The 18,448-nt window shown below is 70.1% G+C and carries 19 protein-coding genes; 5 read left to right on the forward strand and 14 right to left on the reverse strand.

Annotation, left to right across the window (positions count from 1 at the left end):
- From D4740_RS11510 to fbaA, 3 genes are all read right to left on the reverse strand, one after another.
- Positions 1-464 (reverse strand): hypothetical protein (locus D4740_RS11510; RefSeq protein ID WP_147392916.1); only part of this gene is annotated, 464 nt, incomplete at its 3' end.
- A 37-nt stretch (positions 465-501) separates the two neighbouring features.
- The gene (locus tag D4740_RS11515) at positions 502-2,895 is read right to left on the reverse strand and encodes a glycoside hydrolase domain-containing protein (RefSeq protein ID WP_119836278.1); all 2,394 of its coding nucleotides are present in this window, start codon (positions 2,893-2,895) and stop codon (positions 502-504) included.
- A gap of 255 nt (positions 2,896-3,150) precedes the next feature.
- Positions 3,151-4,200, reverse strand: a complete 1,050-nt coding sequence (gene fbaA / locus D4740_RS11520) for a class II fructose-bisphosphate aldolase (RefSeq protein ID WP_119836277.1) — start codon at positions 4,198-4,200, stop codon at positions 3,151-3,153.
- A 355-nt stretch (positions 4,201-4,555) separates the two neighbouring features.
- On the opposite strand from fbaA, the gene D4740_RS11525 reads away from it, so the two are divergent.
- Complete coding sequence (locus tag D4740_RS11525; RefSeq protein WP_119836276.1) at positions 4,556-4,993, forward strand: Hsp20/alpha crystallin family protein; 438 nt, start codon at positions 4,556-4,558, stop codon at positions 4,991-4,993.
- 243 nt (positions 4,994-5,236) lie between these two features.
- Here the strand turns inward: D4740_RS11525 and D4740_RS11530 are convergent, their stop codons facing one another.
- The 7 genes from D4740_RS11530 to D4740_RS11560 all read right to left on the reverse strand — a co-directional run bounded on the left by D4740_RS11530 (position 5,237) and on the right by D4740_RS11560 (position 9,199).
- A complete protein-coding gene (locus D4740_RS11530) occupies positions 5,237-5,914 on the reverse strand; it encodes a TrmH family RNA methyltransferase (protein ID WP_119836275.1) in 678 nt (225 codons plus the stop codon).
- Between the two features lie 57 nt (positions 5,915-5,971).
- Complete coding sequence (locus D4740_RS12765) at positions 5,972-6,313, reverse strand: hypothetical protein (protein ID WP_147392869.1); 342 nt, start codon at positions 6,311-6,313, stop codon at positions 5,972-5,974.
- A 17-nt stretch (positions 6,314-6,330) separates the two neighbouring features.
- Positions 6,331-6,564, reverse strand: coding sequence for a hypothetical protein (locus D4740_RS11540; protein WP_119836273.1), 234 nt, complete (start codon positions 6,562-6,564; stop codon positions 6,331-6,333).
- Between the two features lie 2 nt (positions 6,565-6,566).
- Positions 6,567-6,980, reverse strand: a complete 414-nt coding sequence (locus D4740_RS11545; RefSeq protein ID WP_147392868.1) for a hypothetical protein — start codon at positions 6,978-6,980, stop codon at positions 6,567-6,569.
- 91 nt (positions 6,981-7,071) lie between these two features.
- Positions 7,072-7,641: an orotate phosphoribosyltransferase gene (gene pyrE / locus D4740_RS11550; RefSeq protein WP_119836271.1), complete on the reverse strand. Its 570-nt coding sequence runs from the start codon at positions 7,639-7,641 to the stop codon at positions 7,072-7,074.
- A gap of 151 nt (positions 7,642-7,792) precedes the next feature.
- Positions 7,793-8,290 carry a thiol peroxidase gene (tpx, locus tag D4740_RS11555; protein WP_119836270.1) on the reverse strand — a complete coding sequence of 166 codons (498 nt, stop codon included), beginning with the start codon at positions 8,288-8,290 and terminating at the stop codon, positions 7,793-7,795.
- A 48-nt stretch (positions 8,291-8,338) separates the two neighbouring features.
- Positions 8,339-9,199, reverse strand: a complete 861-nt coding sequence (locus D4740_RS11560) for an SDR family oxidoreductase (protein ID WP_119836269.1) — start codon at positions 9,197-9,199, stop codon at positions 8,339-8,341.
- A 124-nt stretch (positions 9,200-9,323) separates the two neighbouring features.
- Between D4740_RS11560 and D4740_RS11565 the strand changes: the two genes are divergently transcribed.
- On the forward strand, positions 9,324-10,265 hold the full coding sequence (locus D4740_RS11565; protein WP_119836268.1) for an exodeoxyribonuclease III: 942 nt from the start codon (positions 9,324-9,326) through the stop codon (positions 10,263-10,265).
- A gap of 41 nt (positions 10,266-10,306) precedes the next feature.
- Here the strand turns inward: D4740_RS11565 and D4740_RS11570 are convergent, their stop codons facing one another.
- The 3 genes from D4740_RS11570 to D4740_RS11580 form a co-directional block, all read right to left on the reverse strand.
- The gene (locus D4740_RS11570) at positions 10,307-11,392 is read right to left on the reverse strand and encodes an XRE family transcriptional regulator (RefSeq protein ID WP_182911363.1); all 1,086 of its coding nucleotides are present in this window, start codon (positions 11,390-11,392) and stop codon (positions 10,307-10,309) included.
- A 2-nt stretch (positions 11,393-11,394) separates the two neighbouring features.
- Positions 11,395-12,189, reverse strand: coding sequence for a hypothetical protein (locus tag D4740_RS11575; RefSeq protein WP_119836266.1), 795 nt, complete (start codon positions 12,187-12,189; stop codon positions 11,395-11,397).
- 266 nt (positions 12,190-12,455) lie between these two features.
- On the reverse strand, positions 12,456-13,523 hold the full coding sequence (locus D4740_RS11580) for a serine hydrolase (protein WP_243106875.1): 1,068 nt from the start codon (positions 13,521-13,523) through the stop codon (positions 12,456-12,458).
- A gap of 383 nt (positions 13,524-13,906) precedes the next feature.
- Between D4740_RS11580 and D4740_RS11585 the strand changes: the two genes are divergently transcribed.
- The gene (locus D4740_RS11585) at positions 13,907-14,992 is read left to right on the forward strand and encodes an NAD(P)-dependent alcohol dehydrogenase (protein ID WP_119836264.1); all 1,086 of its coding nucleotides are present in this window, start codon (positions 13,907-13,909) and stop codon (positions 14,990-14,992) included.
- Between the two features lie 355 nt (positions 14,993-15,347).
- Complete coding sequence (locus D4740_RS11590) at positions 15,348-16,340, forward strand: AraC family transcriptional regulator (RefSeq protein ID WP_220475023.1); 993 nt, start codon at positions 15,348-15,350, stop codon at positions 16,338-16,340.
- Positions 16,341-16,451: 111 nt separating this feature from the next.
- Here D4740_RS11590 and D4740_RS11595 read toward each other — a convergent pair whose 3' ends face one another.
- Complete coding sequence (locus D4740_RS11595) at positions 16,452-17,204, reverse strand: nitroreductase family protein (protein ID WP_259390744.1); 753 nt, start codon at positions 17,202-17,204, stop codon at positions 16,452-16,454.
- Positions 17,205-17,488: 284 nt separating this feature from the next.
- On the opposite strand from D4740_RS11595, the gene D4740_RS11600 reads away from it, so the two are divergent.
- Positions 17,489-18,394 carry a 3'-5' exonuclease gene (locus D4740_RS11600; protein WP_119836262.1) on the forward strand — a complete coding sequence of 302 codons (906 nt, stop codon included), beginning with the start codon at positions 17,489-17,491 and terminating at the stop codon, positions 18,392-18,394.
- Positions 18,395-18,448: the final 54 nt, after the last annotated feature.

Here is an 18,448-nt window from a genome sequence, read left to right on the forward strand (position 1 = left end):
CCCAGCACTATCACCACCACCAGGGTCACAGCCATCGGAGCAGACACCACCACCGCCTGCCAGTACAGCGGCCAGCACCCCTCGTACAGGCACGGAGCATGGTCCGGCAGCGCAAACTGAAGATTCTCGCCAAAGTGCATCAGCGCAGCCCCGGACAGCAGCGACCAGCAGGCCACCGTAATCGCCCACGCATCACGCCCCTGGTGACGCACCGCCCCCGCGCTCAGACCAAAACCAGCACCAAAGAAGACAGTCCACCACAGCCACCCAGGCGTCCACAAGGACTGCGACGCGTCCCTGCTGGTCCGCAACGGAACTGGGTGAATAGCCATAACATAGTCGAACCCAGCAAAGTGACCCCACAGCCAGAGCACGGCGCAGGTCGGAACCACCAGCGAGGCCACCACCAGCAGGTCACGGGCCGCCCTCCCCAGGAACCGCGCCAGCCACCGCCCCACAGGCATCACGCCACCATCCCTCCAGGCCAGTGCACTAAGGTGCTCACGCCGTCAGCCTCTCCAGTGCCTGGGCAAAGAGCTCGCCGCAGATTCGAGCCTGCTCCGGGGTCGGCGCCGTTTTAGCTCCGGCACCTCCCCTCAGCCGATCGCCAGACAAAGGAAAGTTGACTCCACCCACATCTATCCCGTCCACCATGGCGGAGAACATGCTGACCACGTTCTGCGGGGAGCTGTCAAAGCGCCCGGAGTAGAAGGCCCGCAGACGCTCCTGCTGCGACATGGCGAGCTGGGTGCGCAAGGTGTCCGACGTCCGTGCCGGGCTGGGCTCGGCCAGGCCCACTACCGTCAGCCAGGCGTCGGCGTCAGCCACCAGGTCCGCCACCCCGAAGCCGGACTCCACTCCCTCCACCGCGAGCCTGGCCCGCATCCAGGTCTCCTGGTCCTCTCCGCCACCTCCCGTCTGCCACTGACCGAAGAGCTGGTAGAGGTCGAGCATCCACCCGCCCAGGTCCCCCAGCCCGTAGGTGGTGGGATCGGAGGAGCCGGGCCAGGTCACATACCCCATGGCCGCAGCCGCCCAGTGGGCGACGTCCGTGGTGACGGCCGGCCTGGAGCCCATGACGGAGGTCAGCCTCCCCTCGCACAGGATCCTGGCTGAGGCCAGCCCCGCGTCGTCGTCGGTGTCAGGGGTGTAGACCATCCACATGCCGCTGGCGGCGGCGTACCAGTAGTCCGGCTTGCGCAGCCACCCCAGGACGAAGGAGCCCACCATGGGCAGGTACCGCCTCAGGTCCGTCAGGTCCGGGGTCCGTGCCTGGGTCAGCGCCAGCTCGCAGACCACCTCGGCCCGCACGAACCACTCGAACAGGACGTGAAAGCCGGTCTCAGTCGCAGCACCGTCCACCTCCAGCGGCGGGGAGACCACCCCCGCCAGGTCAACCGCCTCCGCCCGCCGGGACACCACCACATGGTCCACCGGGGTGGCCCTACCCCCCAGGTCCTCACTGACCTCCACGATCTGGTTGTAGTGCCACCCCTGCGGCATGGGGAAGCCCATGTTCCCGGAGAACCCGGTGGACATCCCCAGCACGTAGGCGGCCACCGCGTAGTCCTGGGCCATGACCAGGCGGCACACGTTGCGCGTGGCGTAGACCCCCACCCGGAACCGGTAGGAGTCCACCTCCCCCATCACCTCGTTGACGCCCCGGAAGAAGTCCATGACCGGCCCCACCACGGCGTCGCCGACCGGGTCGAAGTCCACGGTGAAGTAGATGATGCTGTCTGCGGGCAGCCCCAGCACGCGTCCGCGCTCCAGGGCCTCCTGCCCCTGGGTGCGCCCCTCCTCGTAGGTCATGTGGGAGACGTCGTTGTTCCAGCGCTGGTGGATCGGCACCAGCCTCAGACCCGCGCTGCGCAGCGCATCCAGCTCGGGCCCGGTGATGAACTTGCCCGACCCCACAGTATACCTGCCCGCGTGGGTGTAGCCGCGGTCTGCCGCGCCCTGCGCCCGGCCGCCCAGCAGCTGGGCGCTGGTGTCAAAACCCTTGGTGGCCACGCTGGTGTCACCGCTGGACACCAGCAGGCTGCACCAGGTGGTGTAGTCGCCCGCGCCCGTCTCCGGGATCTCCATGAAGGACTGGAACACCCGGACCACCGCCTCCGTGCCCGCACCGAAGGAGGAGGCCAGGGACACGTCGTACCCGTTGAGGATCATCGCCGCATGGAAGAGCCGGACGAACCGCGTCGCCCCGTCGGTGCTGCCGCTCCTCACCTGCGCCGAGCCCCTCAGGCCGGAGCGCGTGCCCTCCCCGAAGTTGCCGTTGGCCTCCCCGTCAGCCATCCCCATCTCGAACTGGAGCGCCATCAGCAGGGCTGTCTGCACCTGGCGGGAGTGGACACCGTCGCAGGGCACCAGGGCGAAGTCCCGGCGCCCCGCATAGGTCCCGTTGAGCCACTGCTGGACCTGGCGCACCTGGGGCACCCCGCCGTAGTCCTCCAGCACGTCGTAGGCGTCCATGGACAGCAGGGAGGCCATGAGCTTGACGTCCACGTAGCTGCCTCCGCCCAGGCCCAGGTCCTCACGCACCCGCTCCACGGAAGGGACCATGGCGCCATAGGTGACCGTGACCAGGTCGTCCAGGATGACGCCGGTGCGGCCCTTGCACCACAGGGCACCGCTGAGGACACGCAGGATGTTCTCAGACACGGTGGCCTGGGAGTCGATCCGGCCCACCCGCTCCTGGAATGCGGCCGTCGTCGCCGGGCCGAAGCCGGACGACAGCGGGGAAACGCCCAGCTCGTGCTGGAGGGCGCGGCGCAGCCCGTAGATCGTCGCCCACCCCGTCTGCCCGTCCTGCTCCAGGGGCACCCACCCCGTGACGCCGGAGTAGGTCTCGTTCAGCCACCTCTGGGTGCCGAACACCTGCGGGTCAAACATGCCTCGCCCCTCCTTGGACGCACAGGGACCCGCGCTCCTACGGCGCGGACGCTCACGACTACGGGGAACCGTGAGCGCCCTCACCGTATCAAAAAGGTGTCCCTGAAGGAAGACCCGGAGGACAGCCCTGACCCGTCCGCGCCCAGCCGACAATGGTCCGGCAAGGGACCCAGACCACGACGTCGGCCCCGGCACCACAGGGGTACCGGGGCCGAGCCTCAGCGCCTCACCGGCGCCGCAGCAGCGTCATCAGGCTCAGCGCCTGGCCGAGCCCACCGAGCCCAGGCGCTCGCAGGCCTCCACCACGCGGGCGGCCATGCCCTCCTCAGCGGCCTTGCCCCAGGCGCGCGGGTCGTAGGTCTTCTTGTTGCCGACCTCGCCGTCGATCTTGAGGACGCCGTCGTAGTTCTTGAGCATCCAGTCCGCCACGGGGCGGGTGTAGGCGTACTGGGTGTCGGTGTCCACGTTCATCTTGATGACGCCGTTGCGCACCGCGGTGGCGATCTCCTCATCGGTGGAGCCGGAGCCGCCGTGCATGACCAGGTCGAAGGGCGAGCTGGTGTCACCCACCTTGGTGGACAGGCGCTCGCCCAGGCGTGCTGCGACGTCGTCCTGGATCTCGCCCAGGATCTCGGGGCGGAGCTTGACGAAGCCCGGCTTGTAGGAGCCGTGGACGTTGCCGAAGGTCAGGGCGGTGATGTAGCGGCCGTTCTCACCCAGGCCCAGGGCCTCAATGGCGCGCCAGGCGTCGTCGGCGGTGGTGTAGAGGTTGGCGTTCTCCTCCCCCTTGATGCCGTCCTCCTCGCCGCCGACGGCGCCGATCTCGATCTCCAGGACGGTGTTGGCGGCCTTGGCGCGCGCCAGCATGTCCACGGCGATCTCGATGTTGTCGTCCAGGGACTCCGCCGAGCCGTCCCACATGTGGGAGTTGAACATCGGCACCTCACCCCGCTTGACCTGCTCGGCCTCCATCTCCAGCAGCGGGAGGATCCAGGGCTCCAGCATCTTCTTGGGGCAGTGGTCGGTGTGGAGGCCGATGGTCACGGGGTACAGGTCACCCACCGCACGGGCGTAGGCGGCAAAGGCGACAGAACCCTTGACGCGGTCCGCCCGGGAGGAGCCGGACCAGTAGGCCGCACCACCGTTGGAGATCTGGACGATGCCGTCAGACTCGGCGTCAGCGAAGCCCTTGAGGGCGGCGGACAGGGTCTGGGACGAGGTGACGTTGATCGCGGGGATCGCGTACTTGCCGGCCTTGGCGCGGTCAAGCATGTCTGCGTAGGACTCCGGGGTCGCGATGGCCACTGGTGCCTCCTTGAGGTGAGTGATGTGTCAGTGGTACAGGACTGATTCTTCCACGACTTGGCGTCGAGGTGTAGCAGATGATGGTCCCAGGTGCAGCGCGTGAGCTCGGGGATGGCGTCTGCCGCCCCGAGCCGCCCCACCCGTCTACGTGCTGCCCGGCAGGCTGAGGTTCCTGCGCCGGGCCTCGAGCTGCGGCCTTGAACCGAGACCTTCGCTGACGGCGACAACTGTCAGCGCAACCGTACCGACCGCGCGAGAATATAAGGCACAACCACATGGGGCCTCCCGGGCGACCGCCGCCCGCCCCGCCCCAGGCCCGGACCGTCCGGGCCCCTGACTACTGGAGGTGGCTGACATGGCACCAACACCCTTTGACACCTTCCGTGACCTGGACCGCTGGCTGACCAACGGCCCGGTCCGTACGCCCGCGTCCGTGGGCCTTCCCCTGGACCTGTACCGCGAGGGCGAGCACTTTGTTGCCCGCATCGACCTGCCCGGGGTCGACCCGTCCACGATTGACGTCGACGTCGAGGAGCGCACCCTGACCATCCGTGCCGAGCGTCCCGCCAACACGGCCAAGGACATCCAGTGGCTGGCCCACGAGCGTCCCTCCGGGACCTTCGCCCGCCAGCTCACGCTGGGCTACGGGCTGGCCCTGGACCGGATCTCCGCGGAGTACGCCGACGGCGTCCTGACCCTGACGATCCCGGTGGCCGAGGAGGCCAAGCCTCGCAAGATCGAGGTCACCCACGCCTCGCCCGACCACCGGGTCATTGAGGCCGACCAGGCGTGAGCACCGGCCCCTCGGGGCCCTGGGAGACGTGTGGGAGTCGGCGACGGGGCCGACCTGACCAGGTCGGCCCCGCAGGACCACGGGAGCCCTGGCCCCCGGGACCTGCACCCCCCCAGGACCTGCACTCCCCCGGGACCTGAATTCGCTTGACGCGAAGCAGGTGGAACACCGTGTGATAGTGACCTGAGGCTCACCTTTCACTCTGACGACCCGTAGCGACAAAGCGCAAAGCGCGCAGTGGCCCTAGTCCGGTGCGGGCCCGGCGTGCTGGAGGACCCAGGCGTGCATAGCAACTGCCGCAGCCGCGGCCACGTTGATGGAGCGGGTGGATCCGTACTGGCCGATGCGCAGCAGCCGGGAGCAGCTCTCCTGCAGCCCGGGGCTGATCCCCTCCCCCTCGGAGCCGAACACCATGAGGCAGTGCCGGGGCAGGGCGGCCCGCTCCAGCAGCCCCGCCCCGGGGCCGTTGTCGATACCGACCACCTCGTAGCCTTCCTCGTGTGCCCAGGCCAGGAGGTCGTCCGGCTGGGCGTGGTGGTGCACCTCCAGATAGCGGTCAGTAACCATGGCCCCGCGCCTGTTCCAGCGCCGCCGCCCGACAATGTGGACCCCGGCCACGTTGAAGGCGTTGGCACTGCGCACGATGGAGCCGATATTGAGGTCCTGGCTGACGTTCTCGATCGCGACGTGCAGCAGGTGGGCGCGCCCAGCCAGGTCGGCCCGGATCGCCTCCATGCTCCAGTAGCGGTAGCGGTCCACCACGTTGCGCCGGTCCCCCTGGGCGAGCAGGACAGGGTCGTAGCGGGGGTCATCGGGCCAGGCCTGCGGGCCACCCGGCCACGGCCCCACCCCGACCTCACGGGTGTCAGCTGGGACGTCGGGCTCGGGAGCGGGAGGCAGCACGCTACCGCAGTCTGTCATGGCCGCTGGCACTTTTCCTGTTCTGCCACACAAAGTACCTGACCACGGGCAGGACAATCACGGCGAGCGCCCGCTCCCTCGCTTCTTGCGTAGAAGCCTTTCCACCAGCCGGTCGTAGCCCCCAGCATCCGACGGGCGGACGTGCCTGTCATTGTCACGCAAGGTGTCCAGGTAGTCGTGCACCTGTGAGCGCGTCACCCAGCCCGCCGCCTCGAAGTAGGCGAGCAGCTCTGCGGTACCGAGGCACCGGTCCACAGCATTCTCCGCATCCGCATGGGACCGGGCACCTCGATCATCAGTAAGAAATATAGAGCCATAGAGCTCCGGGCGCCTGCGGATGACGACGATCGTCTCTGCTTCACCGAAGTGGCTGGTAGGACCGTCGTCGGGACCGAGCATGCGGTCCCGCAGCGCCTTTATATCAACATGGTCGGCCTCGTCAGGATGAATCGGCGTCCACAGAGACCACGAACCTGCCGGTCCGCCCCACCGAGCTCAAGAATCCTCTGACTACGACGCCACTCGTGCTCAATGGACGCGCACCAACGACCCCGCCCTCTGGTGAAGCGCTCCAGCAGGTCCACCCTGCCCAGGACCGCCATGTTGATGAGAACCGTGTTGTCAGGGAAGAAGAAGGGGATATCCGTCACGATCAGAACAGCCCGTCAAGAAGGTCGGTGCGAAGCTCATCGCCCATGCTGTCAGCCTGGTCGTCAGGGCTGGCATCCTCCTCCTCGACCGGAGTACCGAGCACCCACGCCAGGGACGCCTGGGAGGCACGGCCGGAGTCAACCGCGCTGCGCAGGTCAGTCAGCAGCCTAAGGGGAAACCTTCGTCGTGCACTCAGGGCCATCCGCTCCGTCACGTCCTGGGCAGACGCCACCGCTGACGAAAGGTGCTCCGTGACGAGCCTCTGAGTAGCGAGCTGGAGGGCTGCTGCCCCTTGCCCTGGCACATCGAGGCGCAGGTAGCGCAACCGGGTGCGCAGGGCCTGGGTGGACACGCCCAGCCCCCAGACCCGCTGCGCGAGGACGGCAGGGGTGACCGCCCAGTCGAGAGCACGCATATGCTCAGCCGGCATCAGCAGCTCAGCGGCGAAGGCGTTTGCCCTCGACGAGTCCAACCAGGCACTGTAGGCGATGAAGACTCCGCCCGGTTCATCCGAGCCCCAGGTCCTCCAGACCCAGGGCCGCGTGGTAGGGCAGGCCCGCAGCCTCGATGCGCTCGCGCGCCCCGGTGGAGCGGTCCACCACCACGGCCACGGCCTGAACGTCGGCGTCAGCCTCACGCAGAGCCTCGACAGCCTCCAGCGGGGAACCCCCGGTGGTGGAGGTGTCCTCCAGGACCACTACGCGCCGACCAGCCACCTGCGGCCCCTCGATCCGGCGCCGCATACCGTGGTCCTTGGCAGCCTTGCGCACCACGAAGGCGTCCAGGTCCAGGCCGCGCGACGCCGCCGCGTGCAGCATGGCGGCTGCCACCGGGTCCGCCCCCATAGTCAGTCCGCCGACGGCGTCGACCTCCTCCGGCCCCAGCCCCGCCTCCTCCAGCATGTCCAGCATGACGTGCCCGATGAGCGGGGCCGCCTCGTGGTGGAGGGTGGCGCGGCGCATGTCCACGTAGAAGTCCGACTCAAGCCCGGAGGCCAGGGTGACCCTTCCTCGGACCACAGCCAGCTCGTTGACAAGCCCGGCCAGGCGGGTGATGTGGGAGTCGTTGGTGCTCACGCCCCGGAGTCTAGCCGCTGCGGCCCAGGACGCTGGCAGCACCGGGCGCAGCCCGCTACCACCCGCCACGACTCGGCTCGTAACGGCACCAGGAGGCAGCGCGCAGTACCGCCCCGCTCAGGCAGGTCCTGCCCGGGCGAGGCAGCCTTGTTCAGGCCAGGACGGCGACCGCGGCGTCGTAGTCCGGCTCAGTGCGGATCTCCGGCACCTGCTGGGCGTGAAGGACTGTGCCATCAGCGTCCAGGACCACCACGGAGCGCGACAGCAGCCCAGCCATGGGGCCGTCCGCCATAGTCACGCCGTAGTCCGTGCCAAAGGTGGAGCGGAACGAGGATCCGGTGACCACGTTGTCCAGACCCTCGGCGCCGCAGAAGCGGGCGGCGGCGAAGGGGAGGTCGGCCGAGACGCAGACGACGGTCGTGTTGTCCAGCCCGGAGGCGAGCGCGTTGAACTGGCGGACGGAGGTAGCGCACACACCCGTGTCCACCGAGGGGAAGATGTTGAGGACCACGCGGCGTCCTGCGAGGGACTGGCTGGACACAGGCCCCAGGTCCGCACCGACCAGCTCAAAGTCCGGGGCCTGGGTGCCCACGGCAGGAAGGTCACCGACGGTGCTGACGGGGTCTCCTTGGAGAGTAATGGAAGCCATGGGACAACGGTCCCAGGTCCTCGGCAGACACGCTAGGGAGTGTCCGGCCTATTCCGCTGGCTGCGTAGGAGGCGCGGCGCCGGCAGACGCGGAGCGGGAGGTCCCCGCCACCCGCCGCACGAACCAGCGGGGCGCGGTGCGCAGCAGGGCGCTGGCACTGCGGTAGCGCAAGCTCGGGGTGCAGATCACCTGGCCTCGACGCACCGCCGCCAGGCCCTCAGCCGCCACACGCTCGGCGTCCAGCCACACCGGCCCCCTCCAGGTGGACTCGTCCACCCCGGCGGCAGCGTGGAAGCCGGTACGGACCAGACCGGGGCACAGCGCCGTGGCGGTGACACCGGTGCCCTCCAGCTCGCTGGCCAGGCCCTCAGTAAAGCTGAGGACCCAGGCCTTGTGGGCGGCGTAGGTCCCCATGGCGGTGCGCGCCGTCATTGAGGAGACGTTGAGGATCGCTCCGTGGCCGCGTGCGGCCATGGCCTCGGCAGCCGCGTGGGACAGGACGAGGACCGCGCGGACCATGACGTCCAGCGCCCGCTCCTCGCGGGCCAGGTCCCCGCCGACGAAGGACTGCCCCAGGCCAAAACCCGCGTTGTTGACCAGCAGGTCCACGGGCCGGGAGGCCACCTGCTCAGCGGTGTGTGGGGCCGAGGCATCGCCAGGCCCGCTGGGAGCCGACTGTCCTCCTTGGCGTAGGCGTGTCGCCACCCGGGCGCAGTCCTCAGGCACTGCCAGGTCGGCGGCCAGCACCTGGGCGCCGACACCCGCGATCTGGTGAAGCTCGTCGGCAAGGTGGCGCAGCCGCTGCTCGTCACGGGCGATGAGGACCAGGTCGTGGTGGGCCTGGGCGAGCTGCCAGGCAAACTCTAGGCCGAGCCCGCTGGTGGCGCCGGTGACAAGTGCGGTTCCCATGGGGCCAGGCTAGCGCGCCTCGGGGCAGCGACCGTCGGGCAGCTCCGGTGCCCGGTCAGGTGCTGAAGGCTCAGGCCGCCAGTCACGACCGCAGCATCGAGTCGGCAACCGGTACCCTGCCCGTATGCGTCTTGCTACCTGGAACGTCAACTCCGTCCGCACCCGGGTCGAGCGAGTCACCGCCTTCCTGGAGCGCGAGGACATCGACGTGCTGGCCATGCAGGAGATCAAGTGCCGACCTGACCAGTTCCCGTACCAGGCCCTTGAGGCTGCCGGGTACGAGGTAGCGGTCCACGGCCTGGACCAGTGGAACGGGGTGGCGGTAGCCTCCCGCGTCGGGCTGTCAGATGTCGCGACCTCGTTCCCTGGCCAGCCGGGCTGGGTCCGCCAGGAGGGCCAGGAGCCCGTGGTGGAGGCCCGGGCTCTGGGAGTAACGGTCGGCGGGCAGGCGGCGGTCGGCGGCGGGCTGGCAGAGAACAGCGATATGCAGACACCAGCCAGCAGCGGGCAGGAGGACAGTGCCGCCCTGCCAGCAGGGGACACCACCGGCTCCCCAGGTGACGGCCCGGGCACGACGACCAGGACCGCGCCGCTGCGGCTGTGGAGCCTGTACGTGCCCAACGGCCGTGAACTGGACCACCCCCACTACCGCTACAAGCTGGACTGGCTGGCCGCGCTGCGCCAGGCCGCTGTCGGCTGGCTGGAGGCAGATCCGGGCCTGGCACTGGCACTGGTGGGCGACTGGAACGTCGCCCCGCGCGACGAGGACGTCTGGGACGTCACTGCCTTCGACGGCGCCACGCACGTGTCGGCACCGGAGCGGGAGGCCTTCGCCGCCTTCGAGTCGGTCGGCCTGAGCGAGGTGACGCGGGAGCGGGTCACCAACTACACCTACTGGGACTACCAGAAGCTGCGATTCCCCCGCAACGAGGGGATGCGTATCGACTTCGTCTACGCCTCACCCGCCCTGGCCTCCCGGGTCGGCGGTGCCGCCATCGACCGCGACGAGCGCAAGGGCAAGGGCGCCAGCGACCACGTGCCTGTCATCGTGGACCTGGAGGGGTAGGCGAGGTGCCGCCTACGGGGTCATGCGCACCACCGGCGGCCTCAGCCGGGGACGAGGGACAGGGCCTGGCCCAGCATGAAGGCGGCGACGTCGTCAGGGTGCTGCCCGATGGACCTGGCCCACTGCGGGACCGACTGGCCCCGCTGGCGCAGCCAGTCAAGCACGGTGCGGTAGACCCGGGACTGCTCGTAGCCGAGCCGACTCCCGGGCTCCCCGGTGGAGAAGCCCCGCGAGGCCAGCTGCGCCGACATCTGCCGGTACTCCCACTCCGACAGGCAGCCCGCGTCCCACGCGGCCCGGGCGGCCGCCACCGCGGAGGTCCCGAACCTCTCCTTGAGCCCCAGCACCGCATGCAACGACGGGCTGCGCCCCAGGACGGCGCGCACAGCAGCGCGAGGCAGGAGGAGCTCACCGGCGAAGGCGTGCGCCTCCGCCTCCACGACGCGGTCGGTGCGCTCGTCCGTGCGGGTCACCCCGCCGTGGAGCACTAGGTGGCCGATCTCGTGGGCCAGGTCGAACCGGGAGCGCTCAGCGGTCTTGTGACGCGCCAGGAAGATGTAGGGGCACCCGTCTGCGCCCCAGAAGCTGAAGGCGTCCACGTCACGCTGGGCGCGCGGGAGCCCCAGCACCCTCACACCGTGGGCCTCCGCCAGCTGGACGAGGTTGGGGGCGGGCAGCTCCCCCAGGCCCCAGACGGTCCGCAGCTCGCGCGCTGCCTCCTGCGCTTCGGTCAGCGAGAGTGGTGCGGAAGGCCCGGGCTGCGCCGCCAGTACAGCCCCCTCCGGCAGGTCCAGCGCCGGCAGGCGGAAGTGCTGGGTCACCTCCGCGTAGAAGTCCGTGCCCAGAGCCCCCAGGGCAGTGGCGACGTGCCTGAGCCGGGCAGGCGACCTCCTGCGCGCCCGGAAGAAGACGGCCTCCTCGGCCACCTCCTCCACCGGGTGGCGCTGGAGGAACGACACCGGCACCATGGTCGCGGCCGCCAGCCCCTCCGCCCGGGACGGGGGCGCGCCCTCGGACTCCCAGGTGGTGACGGTGCGCGTGCTGACGCCCGTGCGCTGGGCCAGTTCCTGCTTGGACAGGCCCGCACGCTGCCTGGCCAGGCGGACCCGGCAGGGGTGCACACCCACCCTCAGACCGCCTGGATGACAAAGTCGACGTCGTCGGAGGGCAGCGCGCCGACCTGCCCGGATGCCAGCCCGCCCAGCTCCTCCGGCGGCAAGATGATGCGGGTACGCCACCGAGTGACGACACCGTCCTCACAGGCCACCGGCAGCGACAGCTCGCTGCGCACCACGTTGTCCGAGCGGTCCCAGAAATAGAGCAGCAGCCAGGTATGCGGCAAGCGGGCCAGGTCACCGGCCGAACGGGCCGAGACGTCCAGGGCCAGCATGGTGCCAAGCACCGGCTGGTAGTGCTGGCCGTAGACGTCTGCTGCGCTGCCGCCCCCTGCCTCAGAGCCCGCGAGAAACTGGGCGTTGACGGCGACGCCGTCCACGAACACCCGGCCCCGCGCACGAGCGTTGGTGGGACGGGCACCGACCTGCCCTGTGGCGGCAGTCCCCCTGATGGCGGCAATGCTGAAGCGACCGTCGCCGCTGACCGAACGCGGCGCGTTGAGGATGTCGCGGCTGTCCCACCCCTGCTCCGCCAGGGCCTCACGCAGCGCTGCGACGGTCTTGGCCCAGTGCTGGTAGCCGAAGGCCGTACTGGGCTCGTAGGAGGAGTGCTGGTTGACGGCTGCTTGGAGGCCTGCTGCGCACGCCCCGGTCAGCAGCTGCGGGGTCAGCCCCATCCGGGCGAGGGCCTCCTGGGCAGCAGCGCCCGTGAGGTCACCCCGCAGCTCAGCCACCGAGAAAGACTGCGGCTGCGTAGGCGCAGGCTCCTGCTGGCCCGCAGCCAGACGGTCCTGACCCTTCCGTACCACGACGGCCTCCCCTCCTCACGCTTCCGCGATGCCTGTACCCGCACGGCCCGGGCGGCCCGGGAAGCGCGCTACTCGGTCAAGTGCTCAGAACCAGAAGGTAGCACCAGCATGAGACACCATCGGGCAGCGGCTCGTCCCAGTACCGGATACAAGCCACCGCACCTAGGACGGGTCAGCGGTCGCGTCGACCCCAACCAGGCCCGAGTCCCCGAGTCCCCGAGTCCCCGAGAACACGACCTTTGGGAACACGGCCCCTGGGAACACGGTCAGAACCGCACCGAGGCCACGTCCGTCAGCCCCAGCACCTGGTCACTGAGCCTCGGCCAGACCTCCTGGTGCACCGCCCCGAACGGCTTGCTCCCCAGGAACACCGCCTGCCGACCCGCCACCGGGTCCACCCAGAGGAAGGATCCCGACTGCCCGAAGTGCCCGAAAGTCTGCGGACTGTTCGCGGCACCGGTCCAGTGCGGGTGCTTGCGCCCCCGGACCTCCAGTCCCAGCCCGAAGTCGTTGGGCGACTGGCGGCCATACCCGGGCAGGACGCCGTCGAGCCCGGGGAAGGCCGGCTGGCAGGCCTCACGCGCGAGCCCGGAAGAGATCAGCCGGGGCGCCGCCAACTCGGCCGCGAACAGCGCCAGGTCCCGGGCGGTTCCCTCACCGGAGTGCGCGGCGGAGCCCTCCACCATGACGCTGGCCATCCCCAGCGGCTCCAGCACCGAGGTCTCCACCCACGCCGACACCGGCATGGCGGTGGCCTCCGCCAGCACCCGCCCCAGGAGCTCGTAGCCCCGGTTGGAGTAGATGCGCCGGGAGCCGGGGGCAGCCAGAAGGTCCGCGCTGTCCGGGGCGACTCCCGAGGCGTGGGCCAGCAGGTGACGGGCTGTGGGGGCGAGGCCTGTCGGGGCGAGGCGGGCGGGGTTCGCCGGAGCAGAGTCGCCCTGGAGGGGCTTGGGACCTCCCCCACCGGTCCCGGCCTGGCCTGGCTCGTGCCCGCCCGCAGCCGCTGCTGCGGCAACGGGGTCGTCGCTGACCAGGGCGTCCAGGGCAGCCAGGTCCAGGCCTGCGTCCAGGTCCAGCATGCCCCGCTCGGCCGCCACCAGGGCCGACCACGCCACGATCGGCTTGGTCACCGAGGCGAAGGGGAAGACCGTGTCCACCTCACCCGCCTCGACGAGGATACGCCCGCCCTGGGTGAGGACCAGCGCGAAGGGAAAGCCGAGGGCGTCCAGGGCAGGCAGGGCGGCCCGCGCCCCGGAGCCGGTCAGGACCGGGGAGCACGGACCTAGCGCAGGGCCGGGGGCTTGGCTGGAGGAGTCGGTCATGCCCGGATTCATGACCGGATTGTGGCACGCTCCCGACGCGGAGGCTGCCACAGCAGGCCTGCCCCCACCACCTCCGCACCCTGCGGCCGCAGCGCCTGCACACCCAGCCCGGCGGCCCCCAGCCCGGGAGCCCACCCGCGCAAGAAAGTACCAGGAGCCAGCATGGCCGCCCCTGGTCACTCTCCCCCCGGTCTGGGCACTCTTGTCCTAGCCACGGAGCGTCCACGCACGCCCGGGCTGCGGGGGTCCAGCCGCAGGCCGACGGAGGGAGCAACCCCCTGCTGCCACGAGTACCGGCCGCACGGGGGCGGCCCCGGCCGCGGCCACCCCCGCCCGTCACCGGCTCATCAACTGCACATCATCTGCTCATCACCGTCTCAACGAGGAGGACCACGATGACAACCCAGACACCTGCACCCTCGGCGACGACCGGGCCGCGCGCCGCCCTCAAGGCCGTCGTCCTGGAGCGTCAGCACGAGATCAGCGTCCGCGAGGTCCCAGGCAACCTTGTCTGCGGCCCCGGCCAGCTACGTATCGCCCCGCACACCGTGGGCATCTGCGGCTCCGACGTCCACTACTACACCCACGGCCGGATCGGCCGCTACGTGGTCGAGGCTCCTATGATCCTGGGCCATGAGGCCTCTGGCACCGTTGTCGAAGTCGGCGAGGGCGTCACGGACTTCGCCGTCGGCGACCGCGTGGCCATGGAACCCGGTGTGCCCGACATGAGCTCGCGCGCCTCCCGCGCGGGCATGTACAACGTGGACCCGGCGGTCTCCTTCTGGGCCACGCCCCCGGTGGACGGCTGCCTGGTGGAGGAGGTCATCCACCCGGCCGCCTTCACCTACCACCTGCCCGACCAGGTCTCCTTCGGCGAGGGCGCGCTCCTGGAGCCGCTGGCCGTGGGGATGCACGCCGCGACCAAGGCCTCCATCCACCCCGGCGACGTCGCCGTGGTCACCGGCTGCGGCACGGTCGGCATGCTGACCGCCGCAGCTGCCCTGGCAGGCGGCGCCTCCACGGCCATCGTCTCCGACGTCTCCCCGGTCAAGCTGGAGATGGCCTCACAGGTTCCCGGGGTGGTTCCCGTAGACCTGCGCTCCCAGCGGCTGCTCGACGTCGTCCAGGAGCGTACCGGGGGCTGGGGCGCCGACGTCGTCTTCGAGGCCTCCGGGCACCCCTCCGCCTACGAGGACCTGTGGCAGCTGGGGGCACCAGGCAACCGCACGGTTCTGGTGGGCATCCCCGTAGACCCCGTCAGTGTCGACGTCACCGAGGTCCAGGCCCGCGAGACCACCATTGAGACAGTCTTCCGCTACGCCAACGTCTACCAGCGCGCGATCGACCTGGTCGCTGCCGGGAAGATCAACCTGACGCCCTTCATCACCGAGACCTTCCCGATGGAGCGCGCCAAGGAGGTGTTCGACCGAGTGGCCGAGGGACGTCCCGGCGACGTCAAGCTCCAGATCACCGTCGGCTGAGACAACTGGCCCCGGGCGGGCAGAGGCGTCCTCACGGGACGTGCCGAATCCTCACAGGGGGATGCAGTCCTCACCGTGCGCCGAATCCTCATAGAGGACGGCATGCCGGTCGTCCTATGCGGAAACGGTTACCCTGTCAGTAAACGGTACATCTCACGAGGGCGGGGAAGGCAGCAGGGAGGGCAGAAGGAAGGACCGAGCAGGGACAGGCCAAGGCACAGGCAGAGAAGGCCGGGCACCCCTGCGCCAGCAGGCGCCCTCAGCCCTGTTCACCCCGGCTGCTCCCGGCCCAGACCTGCTGCCCGCCCGCCAGACCAGCCGTCACGCACGACAACCTGCACGATGTGGCCCACACATGACGACGACGCACGCACCGCGCAACAGCTCCGACCCCGGCGCAGGGGCCGAGTCGGCCATGCCCGCCATCACCTCCCTGACCGCCCCGGCCTCGCACGCCGGAGCGGGCGTAGGGGATCTGGAGGTGGTCGTCCCCGACCTCGGGTCAACCGTACGCTGGTTCCAGCACGGCTACCCCAGTCCCCTGGCACGCTGGCACCACCACCCGGAGATCGAGTTCCACCTTATCCGCAGCGGATCCGGCCAGCTGCTGGCCGGGGACCAGGCCATCAGCTTCCGTGCCGGGCACGTCTCGCTCATGGGACCGAACCTGCCTCACAACTGGCTGTCCGACCTGGGACCGCAGGAGGTCCTGCCCAGCCGCGACGTCCTGTGCCAGGTCCACCCGCAGCGGCTGGCCGAGGCGGCCACCCACATGCCCGAGCTGATCAGCGTGCAGGAGCTGGCGCACCGTGCCCGGCGTGGTGTCATCCTCAGCGGCCCCAGCGCCGAGCACGCGGCGCGTGTCCTGGTGGGCATGGAGCAGCAGTCCCGACTGAGGCGGATGGCCTCCCTCCTGGAGCTGGTCGACATCTTTCTCCAGGCACCGCCCGGCCAGTGGCACCCGATCGTGGCCGAGGGCTATGTACCCAGCCTGGACGACGAGACCACGCACCGGGTCAACACGGTCCTGGACTACATCGAGCACAACCTGGACGGGGAGGTGAGCATGACCCAGGCGGCCCGCCTGGTCGCCATGAGCTCCTCCGCCTTCTCCCGGTTCTTCCGCGCCACAGCCGGGCTGACCTTCTCCGACCTCGTGAGACGGCGCCGGATCGCCCGGGCCTGCCACCTGCTGCGGTCCACGGACCTGCCCGTGTCCCGGGTCAGCACGATGAGCGGGTACACCAACCTCGCCAACTTCAACCGGCGCTTCCGCACCGAGACTGGCACCACGCCCACGGCCTACAGGCGCGGCGCCAGTCTCCCAGAAGGCGCAGCCTCCCCGTAGGGACGCGTCTTCTCCTCCCAGGAGGTCACCCCAGCCGTAGCGCAGAACCTGGCGAGGAGCAGGTCGGCGGCAGGAGGCCCCTCCCCGGAGTCCTGCCCGGGGCCAGACGGCTCAGCCCAGGGCCAGCCGCTGCTCGTGCAGCACCTGGAGGACCGGCGCCGTCGAGGCCGCCCCCGTGCCCAGGTTCCGGGCGATCTGGCTGGTGAAGGAGTCCACCCGGGCACTGGTGTCGCGCAGGTCGTAGTACTCACGCACCACCTCGTCGTAGACGGCCAGCGCCTCCATGTGGTCTTCTGGCTCCGGGTAGCGGTCCGTACCCACAGTGACCTCACGCGGCAGCCGGGGCTTGTACTGGGGCACCTGTGCAGGGTGCCCCACCAGCAGGCCCAGCAGTGGGAAGGTCCGCAGAGGCAGGTGCAGCGCCCGGATGAGCCCGCGCAGCCCACCACGCAGCGATCCCAGGTAGACGGTCCCCAGCCCCAGTGACTCCGCGGCGACTACCAGGTTCTGCGCCGCGATGACCGTGTCCTCCACCCCCTGGAGGAACAGGCTCATACGCTCCAGCGGCTCCAGGCAGACCCCGGCGCGCTGCCGGATGACGGCGTTGCGGTGCAGGTCCACCACAAGGACCAGGAGCTCACCGCGGTGGCCTCCGACGTAGGGCTGCCCCGAGGCTGCGTGGACCGCCTCACGCACCTCGGGATCCTTCACCCGGATGATGGTGGTCTGCTGCTGGAAGGAGGAGGTGGCACCGTGCCGGGCCACGTCCAGCAGGGTGGTCATGATCTCCTCCCCCACGGGTTCCTCGCTGAAGGCGCGGATCGAGCGGTGAGCCATCTGGGTGGCGATCGTGGCGCTAGACACTGGCGTGGTCTCGGGAGCGGACAGGGCCGGGGAGGGGGCGTCCGTAGGGGCAGCAGCGGGCCCGCCCCTCGGGCCGTCCGATCCCTCGACAGTGTCAGTGACGTCATTCGCAGTCATGAGAACTCTCCCTCCGGTCCTGCCCCGGTCCCACCGCTCCTGCCGGTACTGCCGCCATCCTAGATGAACCCAGGCACCCCGGCGGCAGCGACGGAGCCCGGGCAGCGAGGAGGTAGGACGGGCCGGCCACGAGCACGTCAGGGTGTCACGACGGTAGGCTCCCGGTGATGCCCTTCTTCCACCGCCCGCCCCACGACCGGGGACCCCTGCGGCCGCGGCTCCCCGCTCCCTCTCCCGGCAACCCTCCGTCTCAGGGGGGCGACCGTCCTTGCGCGGGCAGCACGTCCCCCTCGCTCAGCATCTCGGCCTCCCACGTACCAGCGTCCCTCTGCGCCCCGGTCTCCCCCGTACCGCCGTCAGCCAACACCCTGTCCAGAGCACCCAGCGATGCACTGACTGAGACTGAGCTGCGAGCCGCCGCCCAGGTCGGCTACGCCGTCATCGACCTGGAGACCACCGGCTTGTCCCCCGTGTCTGACACGATCCTGGAGGTCGCCGTCGTCCTCACTGATCCCAGCGGCTGTACACAGACCAGCTGGTCCACGCTCATCAACCCAGGCCGTGGCACGGACGTCGGACCCACTCACATCCACGGCCTGATAGCGCAGGACCTCCTGGACGCCCCCAGCCTCGACGAGGTCGCCGACCGGCTGGCCCGCGACCTGGCAGGACGCGCGGTCGTTGCCCACAACGCTCGCTTCGACGTCGGCTTCCTCACCCAGGCCCTGGGGCGCCGTCGCCTCCTGGACCCCGGAGCGCCCATCCCACGCGTGTGCACCATGGAGTGGTCACGCCACTTCATGGCGACCCCCTCACGCCGTCTGACCACCTGCTGCGAGGTGGCCGGGGTGGAGATCGGCAGGCATCACTCGGCGCTGGACGACGCCCGGGCCGCTGCGGGTCTGCTGCGCCACTACATGAGCGTAGGCCGCGCGCGCGGTGAGGAGCCGGTGGCCTGGACCAGGTCCCTGGTGGACGCCTGGCGCTTTACCGGGTGGCACTGGGACGACGAGCGCGCCCAGGGCGCAGACGAGCGGCTTGTCACCCGCCAACGCCCCGGCGCCCTGCGCTAGCCCCCAAAGCCGCTGCGCATCTTCAGCACCTGCCGTCGGTGACCCACATACCAC

The organism is Actinomyces sp. 2119 (genome assembly GCF_003591215.1).
Classification (GTDB): Bacteria; Actinomycetota; Actinomycetes; order Actinomycetales; family Actinomycetaceae; genus Actinomyces; species Actinomyces lilanjuaniae.